The following is a 13,212-nucleotide window of genomic DNA, read 5'->3' as shown; positions in this document are numbered from 1 at the left end:
TAGTGAGGTCCGAGCTTTCTCTGAATTTCAATATCATAAGAGTTTTTATAGACCAACCTATGTTCTGGGGGTTGGTCTTTGTTGTTGTTTAATGAAACAACATACGAAAATGGTTCGATTCGGGCATTGCGAAAACTAGTTCGTCTGTATACTTTTCATTTGTCCATATGTTACTTATAATAAATGTCCTATGAAGATGGTGTAATTGATATTACACACAAGGAGGGGTGATTCGTGAACAAATCGGATCGTATGCTGGCCATTGTACTTGAGCTGCAACGGGGGAAGGTTCAACGTGCGGAAGATTTAGCCCTCTTGTTTGAAACAAGTGTTCGAACCATATATAGAGACATTCAGGCGTTATGTGAGGCAGGAGTTCCTGTGGTAGGAGAACCCGGAGTAGGATATTCACTTATGGAAGGATACTTTTTGCCTCCGATCAGCTTCACAGCTGAAGAAGCGGTAACACTTCTCATCGGACTTGATTTTGTGGAACAGCGCTTCGATAACTACTACAAAAGTACATCCCTTACGTCCCGTTCCAAAATTGAAGCAATCCTGCCCGTGCCTCTTCGGGAAGAGGTGGAACAGATACAACAGGGTATCCGTTTACTTCGTTCACCGGACAGTGATGCACGCGAGCGAGAGATCGAACATATGGGAATCATCCGAAAGGCAATGCAGCATAAGCTCAAAATCCGTTTTTATTATCATAAACCTGGAACTACTAATGAAACCGTGCAAAAGACCATCCGTATGGCCTCCCCTTACGGGATGCTTTGGATGCAAGGCTCATGGATGCTGATTGCCCGATGTGATTTGCGACAGGAGATTCGTCATTTTCGTATATCCCGCATGAGCGACCTGGAGATTAGTACAGATCCATTCGATCTTCCTCCAGGTTTTAATATTCATAGTTACTCACCAGCTGACAACCGTGATGTTCATGTCCGTGTATGGTTTCATGGTCGAATTGCAGATAGAGTGATTGAAGCGAATAATTACTATATGGAGAAAGCAGAACTGCAAACAGATGGATTATACGCAGATTTTCGTGTAAGGCATCCAGAAGATGTACTGCGTTGGATACTTGGCTGGGGAGCTTCGGCTCTGGTTTTGGAGCCTGAATCGTTGAGAATCCGTATTCGAGAAGAAGCAAGCAATCTCCTTAAACACTACTGACATAACGTTGTCAGTAGTGTTTGTGTATGATCGGTTTATAACCGATTGAAGGAGTTGTGTATTTGTATGGAAACGACAATAACAAGGAACAACGAAGAGATTCGACGTGATTTTGAACTGACGTTGGAACGTTATTTGCAGGAACTGGAGCTGATGAGCGATGCTCAGTTAAGCTACAAACCCAGTGAGACTGAGTGGTCAGTGGGCCAAATGTACCAGCATTTAATTCAGTCTGCAATGAAAATGCATTTAGCCAATGTTCAACTTTGTATAAGCGCAGAGGAGGACATGGATAAGAAGCAAAACCAGGGCAAAACAGAAACAGGTGAAGCTGTTTTTGCGCAAGCAAGTTTTCCTCCAATACGTATCCACGTTCCTGCTTCTCCTGAGTATACTCCACTACAACCGGATGGAAGAGAATCAATAATTCAAGGATTTAATGAGGTAAGGCATGAAATGCGGAGATTGGAAGTGCTGCTGGAAGAAACAATACAGGAATGTACGTTGACACATCCAAGCTTTGGCGGTTTGAATGCAGAGGAATGGTTTGCATTGGTCGAAATGCATTATCGTCATCATTTCTTGCAGCTTGAGCGTCTGAAGAAGGCATGGAAAGAACAGGTGCAGAGATGAATGAACAGGCAAAGCATGATTTGATGGCTACCAGCGAAGGAATTATGCAGATTCATACGAGTGAACTCCTGGCTTCTCAGTTAGAAGTTGAGGCTAAATCTGAAAAAGGAAACTGCTACTGGATCGGCGTTGTGTCTGCATCACATGTGGAAAAAGGGGTGGAGGGGGGCTTCGCCCAGCTCTGTCACGGCAAGGTAGCTTCGCTGCGCAGAATGAATGCAGGAGACTGGCTGATCTATTATTCGCCGCGAACAAGCATGCAAGGAGGCAAGGTACTTCAAGCATTCACGGCCATAGGGCGTATAATAGACGATCAGGTGTACACGCACCATGTGTCGGATTCCTTTGTACCGAATCGGAGGAATGTTCAGTATTATCCTTGTCAGCAGGTGAAGATCGCTGATTTACTGGATCAACTGATTCTTACGCGGGGACAGGCACGGTGGGGATATCATTTTAGATATGGTCATTTGCAGATTCAAAGAGAGGATTTTCTGAAAATTGCAGTTGCCATGTTGGGGGCTGAGGTAGAAACCTGCTAACCTACAAAGTTTGATCAAAGAGCCAGATCATATTTATGTGGCACACGAAGCTAAAGCAAAATAGACCTTTTGAAGAGAAATAAAAAGAATTGAGTTTTTAACTACGTAATAAATATTATGTAAACTTATTATTTTCGATGACATCCATAAACTGTATCTATATTGCTAGGGACGGATAGAGCTGGATTTAGGTGAATTTTCAGTTCGAATCTTTGAATGAAAAACTTCTGTTATAAGGTCTTCAATATTGTTTCTTTGAAAGTGCAGGATGGCTGTATCGGGTCTGATATAAACCGTTTTCGACGAACGTGAGAGTGCAGGATAGTTCTCCTTGTGAATGTAAGTTTAATTACATAAATAACGTTGTTATACGAATTATTTGTGCACTCATCTGTTTCTGGGACAATCTCAACGTGATAAATATGGAGTTTCGAAAAAAAAGATAAATTATACTGCTTCCACTTGAAATAATTCAGTGTGGTAAGACTCGTAAAAAGGCATGTTCAAACGTGTGTAAATGTGTTCATTTATCGATGAGGGACAGTATGGAGTAATTTCTCAAAATCGGGCTATTGCTCCCTTTTAAGATCAATTTCATATGGATTTGCGATGGATTTAGTACCGCTTTCAATGTATGCTTTTGGAAACTGGAAAGGAAGTGGGAAAAATGGAACGCGAACTGGCGTTGGAAATTGTCCGAGTAACAGAATTGGCTGCGTTAGCTTCAGCACCCTGGATGGGGCGGGGCGACAAGAATAGTGCAGATGAGGCGGCTACTTTGGCTATGCGCGCCATGTTCGATTCCGTGTCTATTCGCGGCACGGTGGTAATCGGTGAAGGAGAAATGGATGAAGCACCTATGTTGTATATCGGGGAAGAAGTCGGCAACGCTGAGGGCCCCGAGGTTGATGTGGCTGTGGATCCTTTGGAAGGAACAGAGATCGTAGCCAAGGGCCTGAACAACGCTTTATCGGTTATTGCAGTCGCGGGAAAAGGCAACCTGCTCCACGCACCGGATATGTACATGGAAAAGCTGGCTGTAGGTCCGGCTCTGGTGGGCAAGGTCAGTATCGAAGACCCGGTTGAGGTGACATTGGAGAAAGCAGCTGAAGCATTGAACAAAAACATCTCAGATCTAACTGTCATGATTCTGGATCGTGTTCGGCATGAGAGCATAATCAAAACATTGCGCAAGGTTGGTGTGCGAATCAAGTTCCTCAGTGATGGTGACGTTGCTGGCGCAATGGCACCTGCGTTCCCAGAGGCAGGTATTGATCTGTATGTCGGATCAGGAGGAGTACCGGAAGGAGTGCTTGCTGCAGCCGCCTTGTCCTGCCTTGGAGGCGAGATTCAAGGTCGCCTAATGCCTGCGAACGCAGACGAATTCCAGCGCTGCTTGCAAATGGGAATCGATAATCCCTACAAAGTATTAACGATGCAGGATATGATCGGCACGGAAGATGTTATTTTTGCCGCAACAGGTGTTACTCCGGGTGAAATTCTTGGTGGTGTGCGTTACCTCGCAGATGACCGGGCAGAGACCGATTCCATTGTCATGCGTGCCAAAACCAAAACCATTCGTTTCATTCGTTCTCAGCATTTCCTTCCGAATAAGGAAGTGCTACACAAAGTACGGCAGCTTCAATCGACACCTGAGCCTTCGGATCGCATTCCAGCTAATATCACCATTTTAGAACAGGCTGAGTTCAGTCAATCATCCGTTGGTAACGGTGTGACGACCTGATGTAGGTCTGTACTATAGTTAGCTGGGCCAATAAAGAACTATTTGTAGTCATGTGAATCATAAGGGAACATGGGACAAGTTACAAGAAAATATAGTAAGCAAGAGGTGGGGAATTTGTTTACACAAATCCTCATCTTTTTTTGTGTTAAAAGCATTGACAACGTTTACAACACATGAGAAGATGTACGCGCGTACATAATTATTTGATACATGGCATCGGTTTTGCATGTGTTCAGGAAACATGAAGGAGGTGAGATCCATGGCATCCCGTAAAGAAGTGGCTGATCTTGCCGGTGTTTCAGAAGCTACAGTATCCCGAGTTCTTAATGGCGTTGGTCCTATTAAAGAGGAAACCCGCCGTAAGGTTATTGAAGCTTCTGAGCAGTTGGGTTATGTGCCCAGCGCGCTGGCCCGCAGCTTTGCGAGAAGTAAGAGTGGTAACCTTGGCGTGGTGTTGCCCTACGTTCCGAAGGCGCACTTGTTCTCGGCATATTTCTTCTCGGAAATGCTGAGTGGCATTGGGAGCAAAGCCAGGGACAACGGCATGGACCTGCTGGTCATGTTCAGGACACCGGGTGAAGTGATGAATTATACGGATCTGTTCCGCCGTCAGAAAGTGGATGCTTGCATCATTCTCGGCGCGCGGGATGATTATGGAGAACTTGATGCCTTACAACAGCTTCAGCAGGAGGGACATCCATTTTGCATCATGAACCAGCACTTTGATAGTGAATCATTCATGGAAGTGGATGCTGATCATGTGGAGGGCAGTAGGCAGGCAATCCGTCATCTTACCGATCAGGGCTACCGGAATATCGCCTTTCTCAATGGTCCGGATAGTTACTCCAACAGTCAGGAGCGGCTTCAGGGCGTTCAAATCGGACTGAATGAAGCCGGAATGCAGGTGGATTCCAGTCTATTGCTGGAGGGAAATTACAGCAGACGAAGCGGTGTGGAGGCAGCTGCCACCATTGCAGCTCGGCTTGACGAGATTGACGCTGTATTTGCTGCGAATGACCGGATGGCAATCGGTGTTATGCATGGTTTGCGTGAGCGTGGGATCAAGGTTCAGGATTTCCCCGCGTTTGTGGGTTACGATGACTCCGACGCGGCCGAGATGGCAGTTCCACCGCTGAGTAGCGTCAGGGTTCCCTTTTATGAAATGGGAGAACTGGCTGCATCCAAGCTTATTCATGGATCATTGGGAGTAACAGCTTCATCAGTGAATACCGAACTCCCCGCAGAAACTGCAAGGCAGTTGTTACCTACAGAGCTGATTATCCGTGCCTCTTCAATTCGTAATTAATACATGGCTATGATAACAGCGATCGAAAGGGCGTTCTGTCATCGGAGTGGCAAGTGTAAATATTCTTTAGTTCAACCTGTATAGCTATATCCCAAAGGAGGAAATGACCATGTCAAATCGTCTTCGTGTCGGAATGGTTGGATACAAATTTATGGGAAAAGCCCATAGCAATGCTTATCGCAGTCTGCCGATGTTTTTCCCGTCTGCCCCACTGCAGCCGGAGATGTCTGTAATCTGCGGACGGAACGAACAGGGAGTTCAGGAGGCTGCCAGTCAGTTCGGCTGGTCTGAAAGTATAACGGACTGGCGCGAGCTGGTGCGGCGTGATGACATCGATCTGATCGATATTAACGCTCCAAGTGATGCCCATAAGGAAATCGCACTGGAAGCCGCTCGTCAGGGTAAACATCTGTTCTGTGAAAAACCGCTGGCTTTGTCGTTAGCTGATTCGCGTGAAATGCTCCAGGCTGCTGAAGAAGCAGGGGTTGCACACATGGTCGGATTCAACTACCGTTTCTCTCCAGCAGTGCAGCTGGCTAAAGAGTTGGTGCAAAGCGGACGCCTTGGCAAAATCTATCATTTCCGAGCGTTTTTCCTTCAGGATTGGATCATGGACCCTTCGTTCCCTTTGGTATGGCGTCTGCAAAAAGAAGTGGCCGGTTCCGGTTCACATGGCGATCTTGGCGCACACCTAATTGATCTGGCACGTTTCCTGGTGGGTGAATTCAAGGAAGTAATTGGGATGAGCGAAACCTTCATCAAAGAGCGGCCGCTGGCTTCGGAAATGACCGGACTTAGCGCCAAAGGCAGTTCGAACGCAGATGCTCCGAAGGGTGAAGTGACGGTAGATGATGCCACGTTGTTCCTCGCACGGTTTGCAGATGGTGCGTTGGGGAGCTTTGAGGCTACACGCTTTGCAGCAGGTCATCGCAGTACCAACTCGTTTGAAATCAACGGTAGTCTGGGCAGTGTCCGGTTTGATTTTGAACGGATGAATGAACTGGAAGTGTATTTTACGAAGGACGATGAAGATGTGCAGGGCTTCCGCCGTGTTCTGGCGACCGATCCGGCACACAAATATGCTGAGGCGTGGTGGCCTGCGGGACATACGATTGGATTCGAGCATACGTTCACACATGAAATGCTGGAGCTGGTGACTGCGATTTCCGAAGGACGGCAGCCTGAGCCAAGTTTCCATGATGGGGTTGCCTGTCAAGCGGTATTGGAAGCCGTTGAACGTTCCGTTACAGAGCGCCGCTGGGTGTCGCTAGAAGAAATGTAATCATTAAAGCACTGAATTGTGAACTGGACATCATGGTGGCACTCATTTGAAATAAATAAGCTGCATTTAAGCTAGGATGTTGACCTCGGAGAGGTCTTGAGTTTGAGCAAGGTTCGATAGTACGACAATAACTTAACTTCCGGAAAGCGAGTGATGGGTGATGAGCAAAGCACTAATCGTATGGGGCGGCTGGGATGGACATGAACCAGAGCAGGTAGCAGCGATTTTTGAACGCATTTTGAAGGAAGAACAATTCGAGGTTGAAGTCTCAGATACATTGGAAGCTTATGCCGATGCAGAGAAACTGCTGGGTCTGGACCTAATCGTTCCGCTGTGGACAATGGGACAGATTGAACAGGAACTGGTCAATAACGTATCTGCGGCTGTTCAGAGCGGCGTAGGTCTCGCGGGTCTTCATGGCGGGATGTGTGATGCGTTCCGCAACAACGTCGACTGGCAGTTCATGACGGGTGGACAGTGGGTTGCGCATCCAGGGAACGACGGCGTGGAGTACACGGTAAACATGAAGCGTGGTTCCAGTCCTTTGCTGGATCATATTGAAGATTTCCAGGTGAAAAGCGAACAGTACTACCTGCACGTGGACCCTGCAGTAGAAGTGCTGGCAACAACACGTTTCCCAATTGTCAACGGTCCTCACGCAGCGAATGGCCCAGTAGATATGCCAGTCGTTTGGACCAAACGCTGGGGTGCAGGCCGTGTGTTCTACAACTCGCTTGGACACCATGCAGATATTGTGGAGATGAAACAGGTTACTGAGATGATGCGTAGTGCTTTCAAATGGACTGCAGCAGGCAAAGCTCTTGCGCAAAGCCGCAAGGACGCAGTGACTGAAGTTTACACAGGAATGGCTGATAACCAAAGTCACTAATTAAATTTAAATCTAATTCATATCCGTTGAGATAAATATATTGACCCACATAAAGCGGTCTTGAGTTGTTTTGGAAGCGCTATATCAATTGGAAACACGAAGGGAGTCCACGTATGAAAACAATGAAAGTAGGCATTATTGGCTGTGGTAAAATCAGCGGTATTTATATGGAGAACTGTCACCGATTTGAGGTGCTCGATCTTGTTGCGGTTGCGGATCTTGACCGGAACAGAGCAGAGGAGCAGGCAGCTGCTTATCATGTTCCTAACGTATACACGGTAGATGAAATTTTGGCAGACCCTGTGATCGACCTGATTATCAATCTGACAATCCCTGCCGTTCATGCAGATGTATGCTTGAGAGCGCTCGAAGCAGGCAAACATGTATATGTGGAAAAACCACTCGCCGTCACACGAGAAGAGGGTCAGGCGGTTCTCGAAACAGCTAAGCGTAAAGGGCTGCTGGTAGGCTGTGCGCCAGAGACGTTCTTCGGTTCAGGAATTCAGACGGCACTCAAAGTAGTAGAGGATGGTGTCATTGGCAAACCTGTGGCCGCTACCGCATTCATGATGAGCCGTGGGCATGAGCATTGGCATCCAGATCCGGAGTTCTACTATGCAGCCGGTGGCGGGCCGATGTTTGATATGGGGCCTTATTACCTGACTGCGCTCGTACAATTGCTGGGACCAATCAAGTCAATTGCTGGCATGACGGGCAAAGCGATGGAACAGCGGACGATCACGAGTGAGAAAAAGCGGGGTCAGAGCATTCCTGTTGAAATTCCGACGCATGTAGCGGGATTGCTGCAATTTGAACAGGGAGCTATCGGCACGCTGATTACGAGTTTTGACGTATTTGGCGGAAGTGTATTGCCACCGATTGAAGTATACGGCACTCATGGAACCCTACAGGTTCCTGATCCAAACACATTCGGCGGTCCAGTTCGTTACCGTTTGCTAGGTGATGAGGAATGGACTGAGGTACCCCTTCTGCCAGGATATCAGGAGAATACACGTGGCATTGGTGTTGCAGATATGGCTTATGCTGTGGGTAGCGGACGTGCTCACCGGGCAAGTGGAGAGCTTGCCTACCATGTACTCGAAGCGATGTGGGCGTTCCATGATTCTTCGGATGAGCAGACTTTTTATAAAATGGACAGCACATGTCAGCGCCCAGCGGCACTGCCTGCAGATCTTCCATTGTACACACTTGATCAATAATCGATTAAGTTAGAAGAATAGCCCTGACTCCCGATGCGAGGGAAGCAGGGCTATTTTCATTTTATATAAAGGTATGATCAGGGTTTTAGGGTTCAAATCCAGCTTGGCTAATCCAAATTTCATGTTCCTCAAAATGCGCCTTCATTCGCTCGACTACCATTTTGTATGCCTCAGGACTGTACCAATCTTCCTTGCCCACTTGTTCATAAAGTGGCTTCATGCCAAGTCTCCGGGTTCGCTTGCCCTCACTGCCATCTCCCATGAAGTAATCATCAACGCATATACGATCAACAAGCGGCCTTAGGATGGCTGCAAAATTTTCGCTGCTGGGTAATACTGGCGCAATAGCAGCCTGTGTGGGGATACCGGCATCTCGCAGTTGTTTCAGGGCACGCAATCTGCCAGCGATTGGCGGAGCAGAAGGACTGAACTGCTTGCGGATATCATCCAGGTCCGTTTCCACGGTCATGCTAACCCGGACCTGGTCACCCAACTTTTGCAGCAGATCGATATCTCGGGTCACCAACGGGCTTCGGGTCTGAACCAATATAAAATCGGGTGGATCCTCGGCCATAACTTCAAGTAAAGAACGCGTGATTTGCTCCTTATATTCAATGGGCTGATACGGATCTGTACTGGATGACATAAAGAGAGTGACTTTACCTTTCGATTTCGCACGCTTCAGCTCTTTGGCAAGCACCTTGGCGGCTTCCTGTTTCACATCAACCCAGCTGCCCCATGGTTCATTGCGAAATAAAGAGACGGGCATTTGCCTTACATAACAGTAGGAACAGCCAAAAGCGCAGCCTGTGTAGGGATTCAGCGTATGCGTATAACCATTAAGGAACCCGGTTCCTTTGTTCAGCAATGTTTTGGGTACTTTGTATACCAAGCTGGTCTTCATGATTGATCACGCCTTTGTTCACGATAATTGGCAGGTGTGCTGCCTGTATGTTTTCGAAATACAGTAATAAAATACGCCGGATTGGCTATGCCAACCTGGCGACCGATATCTGTAACGGTGAGCCGGGTGCTTTCAAGCAATTTCCGGGCTTGGGTGACTCTTTTTTCCTGAATATACTCCACCGGAGTTAGGCCGGTAATCCGTTTGAACACCCGATGCAGATGATATGGACTCCCGTGACTCACATTTGCAAGAATATCTAGTGTTAGAGACTCGGCAAAATGATGTTCAATATAGTCTGTTACAACAGAAATCCATTCCTGATCGGGGATTCGCTCGCCCGTTGGTTTGCACCGTTTGCATGGACGGAAATGTTGAGCCAATGCTTCTTCTGGGTTGTTAAATATAGTGACATTCTCATATTTGGGTGTTTTAGATTTGCAGGAAGGTCGACAAAAGATGCCTGTTGTCTTGACACCGTAATAGAATTTACCATCATAGCTGCTATCGTTGTGGATAATGGCATTCCACTGTTTTTCATCTATAGGAACTGAATTTGTTTGATAGGGGTTGGGACTTTCCAAAAGAATCACCTCAAGTCTCATTATACCCCTGATTTATGGAGATCGACGAAGTTTCAAACAAGAAAGCAAGATATCAATATGTTGGAAATGGACATCCCTTCAATCTGGTTGAAATATAGGCTACAATGTACAGGATGGCAAGCTGTTTAATTGTGAAATTTATTTACGAAAGAGGTAGATTGAATGGTTCGTTTTGGAGTGGTAGGTACCAACTGGATTACAGAGAGGCTTCTTGAGGCCGCTGCACAAGTCGAAGGATTCGAATTGACTGCCGTGTACTCAAGAACTGAAGATAAAGCTAATGCATTTGCAGATCAATATCAGGCTGCACTTCGATTCACCAACATCGAAGAGATGGCGACGAGTGATGGTCTTGATGCCGTGTATATTGCAACACCGAATACCTTTCATGCCGAGCAGGCAGAATTGTTTCTGAGAAATGGTAAACATGTACTGTGTGAGAAACCTTTGGCCGCCAATGGAGTAGAGGTCCGTCGAATGATTGATACAGCGAAAGAACATGGAGTTCTGCTCATGGAGGCCATGAAATCGACCCTTGTTCCCTCGTTCAAAATGGTACAATCTCACCTACATAAAATTGGCCCGGTACGTAAATATGTGGCGAGTTACTGCCAGTACTCTTCCCGGTACGACAAGTATAAGGAAGGAATCATCCTGAATGCGTTCAAACCCGATCTTGCTAACGGAGCGTTAATGGATCTTGGGGTGTATTGTCTCTATCCATTGATTACGCTATTCGGCGAGCCTAAACAAGTTCAGTCCCAGGCAATGATGCTGGAATCAGGGGTAGATGGACAAGGCAGTGTCATTCTGAATTATGATGAGATGGAAGCGGTAGTGACGTACTCTAAAATCTCTAATTCTCATGTTCCAAGCGAAATTATGGGCGAACGCGGCAGCATCCTCATTGACAAAATTGGTTCACCCGAACATGCGGAGATACGCTACAATGATGGTACGGTGGAAAAACTCACTGCCGAGCAAATTCATCCGTCGATGTATTATGAGGTGGAGGAGTTTGTCAATCTGATTCAGCAGGGCAAAAAGGAATCGGACATGAACACGTATGAACGTTCCTATGTTACCATGCAGGTGATGGATCAGATCCGGCAGCAGATTGGTCTTGTTTTTCCTAATGATTAATTCTGGAAAGTGAGCTGAGACGAGATGAGCAGAGATAAGCAGAAGAGCAGAGTAGCCGGCCTGGAGCTGGCACAGATTATTTTTATCGGGCGAACCTTCGAGGAATATATGAAGATGTTCAACCTGACCGTGGAAGAAATTAAAGGTAAGTCCATTCTCGATTGTCCGGGTGGGGCTTGTTCATTCAGTAGCCATGCGCGAGAGTGGGGTGCAGATCCCATGGCAGCGGATATTGCCTATGAACATGAGGTCGGCCAACTGGAAGTGAAGGGACTTCAGGATATTGAACATACGATGAAACAAATGGAACAAGTACAAGACAAATATAGATGGGATGATTTCGGTTCGATCCATGGCTTGGAAGAAGAACGTAGACGTGCAATCACCGACTGTGTAGCGGATATGAGACGTTTCCCTGACCGTTATGTGGCTTCTGTACTGCCGGAGTTACCATTTGCCGATGAACAATTCGATCTGACATTGTCTGCGCATTTCCTGTTTACGTATGCAGATCGACTGGATGCCGAATTCCATCTACGGACGATCCTTGAGCTGTTGCGAGTGACCAAGTGGGAGCTGCGTATTTTTCCTACGGTAGACTTGTCTGGCAAGCGTTATGAGCATATGGATCAATTAAAGGATATACTGGAAGAACGCGGATATATTACTTCTGAAGAGAAGACTTCATACGAATTCCAGCGAGGAGCACACACGATGCTCCATATTGTGAAATCCCGGTAAAAATATCTGGATTGCAACAACACAGACAGCACTTCATTCATGAAGTTTTAGTAATATACGCATGATCAGAAGAGGTTAGGAGGTTTTATCGGATGAAAAAAGTACTTATACTTGGTGGGACACGGTTCTTCGGCAAACGTCTGGTTGATCATTTACTATGGGAAGGAAAGTCTCAAATCACAGTCGCAACTCGCGGCAAAACGAATGTAGACTTTGGACCCGAGGTCAATCGGATTAAAATGGATCGTGAGGACCCGAAATCTCTTGCCGAGGTTGCGCAGACCGACACGTGGGATATTGTCTATGACAACATCTGTTACTCGCCGGATGCGGCGAAGTCGGCTTGTGAAGCTTTTGCCGGACGCACCCAAAGATACATTTTGACATCAACGCTCTCGGTATATGGAGATCCCAAACCTGGATTTACCGAAGCCGATTTCGATCCGTACACCTACCCGGTGCAATACGGAAGCCACGAAGATTTCTCCTACGGCGAGGGTAAACGTCTAGCGGAAGCTGTGTTTTTCCAGGAAGCGGATTTCCCAGTGGCGGCGATGCGCATTCCAATTGTACTCGGGATTGATGATTACACGCGAAGACTTCATTTTCATATTGAACATGTGCAAAAAGGAAAACCTATCGGCATGCCAAATCCGAACGCCGAAATTGGATTTATCAATTCCACCGAAGCCGCGAGATTTCTCGCTTGGCTTGGACATTCATCCATTACAGGACCTGTGAATGCAGCGTCCAAAGGGACGATAACACTTTCCGCCATGATGCATCTGATCGAAACGGTAACAGGCATGCAATCTCAGGTACTGACCGAAACGATCAAAGAGGACATGTCACCCTTTGGAATTTCGGAATCCTGGACAATGGATACATCCAAAGCAGAGCAGGATGGATATACGTTCGAAGCATTAATGGATTGGTTCCCTGGTCTGGTTCGGGAAGTCGCTCTGGCTCTTCAATCCGAGGGATAAATTAACTAAGAATATTTACGCTTGCCACTCCGATG

The 13,212-nt window shown here is 46.8% G+C and carries 13 protein-coding genes; 11 read left to right on the top strand and 2 right to left on the bottom strand.

Going from position 1 to position 13,212, the window contains the following annotated elements:
• Positions 1 to 234 precede the first annotated feature (234 nt).
• The 8 genes from MHB84_RS28335 (at position 235) to MHB84_RS28300 (ending at position 8,798) form a co-directional block, all read left to right on the top strand.
• On the top strand, positions 235 to 1,182 hold the full coding sequence (locus MHB84_RS28335) for a helix-turn-helix transcriptional regulator (RefSeq protein WP_076288648.1): 948 nt from the start codon (positions 235 to 237) through the stop codon (positions 1,180 to 1,182).
• Positions 1,183 to 1,248: 66 nt separating this feature from the next.
• The gene (locus tag MHB84_RS28330; RefSeq protein WP_076288649.1) at positions 1,249 to 1,815 is read left to right on the top strand and encodes a DinB family protein; all 567 of its coding nucleotides are present in this window, start codon (positions 1,249 to 1,251) and stop codon (positions 1,813 to 1,815) included.
• Positions 1,791 to 2,357, top strand: a complete 567-nt coding sequence (locus MHB84_RS28325) for an EVE domain-containing protein (RefSeq protein WP_445322116.1) — start codon at positions 1,791 to 1,793, stop codon at positions 2,355 to 2,357. The genes MHB84_RS28330 and MHB84_RS28325 overlap by 25 nt, the downstream gene beginning before the upstream one ends.
• Positions 2,358 to 3,024: 667 nt before the next feature.
• Entirely contained in the window at positions 3,025 to 4,101 is a 1,077-nt protein-coding gene (gene glpX, locus MHB84_RS28320; RefSeq protein ID WP_076288650.1) for a class II fructose-bisphosphatase, read from the top strand.
• Positions 4,102 to 4,360: 259 nt separating this feature from the next.
• A complete protein-coding gene (locus MHB84_RS28315; protein WP_076288651.1) occupies positions 4,361 to 5,407 on the top strand; it encodes a LacI family DNA-binding transcriptional regulator in 1,047 nt (348 codons plus the stop codon).
• Positions 5,408 to 5,516: 109 nt separating this feature from the next.
• Positions 5,517 to 6,689, top strand: coding sequence for a Gfo/Idh/MocA family protein (locus tag MHB84_RS28310; RefSeq protein ID WP_053780576.1), 1,173 nt, complete (start codon positions 5,517 to 5,519; stop codon positions 6,687 to 6,689).
• A gap of 160 nt (positions 6,690 to 6,849) precedes the next feature.
• Complete coding sequence (locus MHB84_RS28305) at positions 6,850 to 7,578, top strand: ThuA domain-containing protein (RefSeq protein ID WP_076288652.1); 729 nt, start codon at positions 6,850 to 6,852, stop codon at positions 7,576 to 7,578.
• A gap of 113 nt (positions 7,579 to 7,691) precedes the next feature.
• The gene (locus tag MHB84_RS28300; protein ID WP_076288653.1) at positions 7,692 to 8,798 is read left to right on the top strand and encodes a Gfo/Idh/MocA family protein; all 1,107 of its coding nucleotides are present in this window, start codon (positions 7,692 to 7,694) and stop codon (positions 8,796 to 8,798) included.
• An 85-nt stretch (positions 8,799 to 8,883) separates the two neighbouring features.
• On the opposite strand, the gene MHB84_RS28295 is transcribed toward MHB84_RS28300, so the two are convergent.
• Together MHB84_RS28295 and MHB84_RS28290 are read right to left on the bottom strand one after the other, a co-directional pair.
• The gene (locus MHB84_RS28295) at positions 8,884 to 9,702 is read right to left on the bottom strand and encodes an SPL family radical SAM protein (protein WP_076288654.1); all 819 of its coding nucleotides are present in this window, start codon (positions 9,700 to 9,702) and stop codon (positions 8,884 to 8,886) included.
• Positions 9,699 to 10,307, bottom strand: coding sequence for a bifunctional transcriptional activator/DNA repair enzyme AdaA (locus MHB84_RS28290; RefSeq protein ID WP_083678846.1), 609 nt, complete (start codon positions 10,305 to 10,307; stop codon positions 9,699 to 9,701). Before MHB84_RS28290 ends, MHB84_RS28295 begins: the two co-directional genes overlap by 4 nt.
• A gap of 162 nt (positions 10,308 to 10,469) precedes the next feature.
• Between MHB84_RS28290 and MHB84_RS28285 the strand changes: the two genes are divergently transcribed.
• The 3 genes from MHB84_RS28285 (at position 10,470) to MHB84_RS28275 (ending at position 13,177) form a co-directional block, all read left to right on the top strand.
• Positions 10,470 to 11,450, top strand: a complete 981-nt coding sequence (locus MHB84_RS28285; RefSeq protein WP_076288655.1) for a Gfo/Idh/MocA family protein — start codon at positions 10,470 to 10,472, stop codon at positions 11,448 to 11,450.
• A 24-nt stretch (positions 11,451 to 11,474) separates the two neighbouring features.
• Entirely contained in the window at positions 11,475 to 12,191 is a 717-nt protein-coding gene (locus MHB84_RS28280) for an SAM-dependent methyltransferase (RefSeq protein ID WP_076288656.1), read from the top strand.
• Positions 12,192 to 12,283: 92 nt separating this feature from the next.
• The gene (locus MHB84_RS28275) at positions 12,284 to 13,177 is read left to right on the top strand and encodes an NAD-dependent epimerase/dehydratase family protein (RefSeq protein WP_076288657.1); all 894 of its coding nucleotides are present in this window, start codon (positions 12,284 to 12,286) and stop codon (positions 13,175 to 13,177) included.
• Positions 13,178 to 13,212: the final 35 nt, after the last annotated feature.

Source organism: Paenibacillus sp. FSL F4-0087 (genome assembly GCF_038020215.1).
GTDB classification, from domain to species: domain Bacteria; phylum Bacillota; class Bacilli; order Paenibacillales; family Paenibacillaceae; genus Paenibacillus; species Paenibacillus taichungensis.
This window is presented reverse-complemented; position numbering and strand designations above follow the sequence as displayed.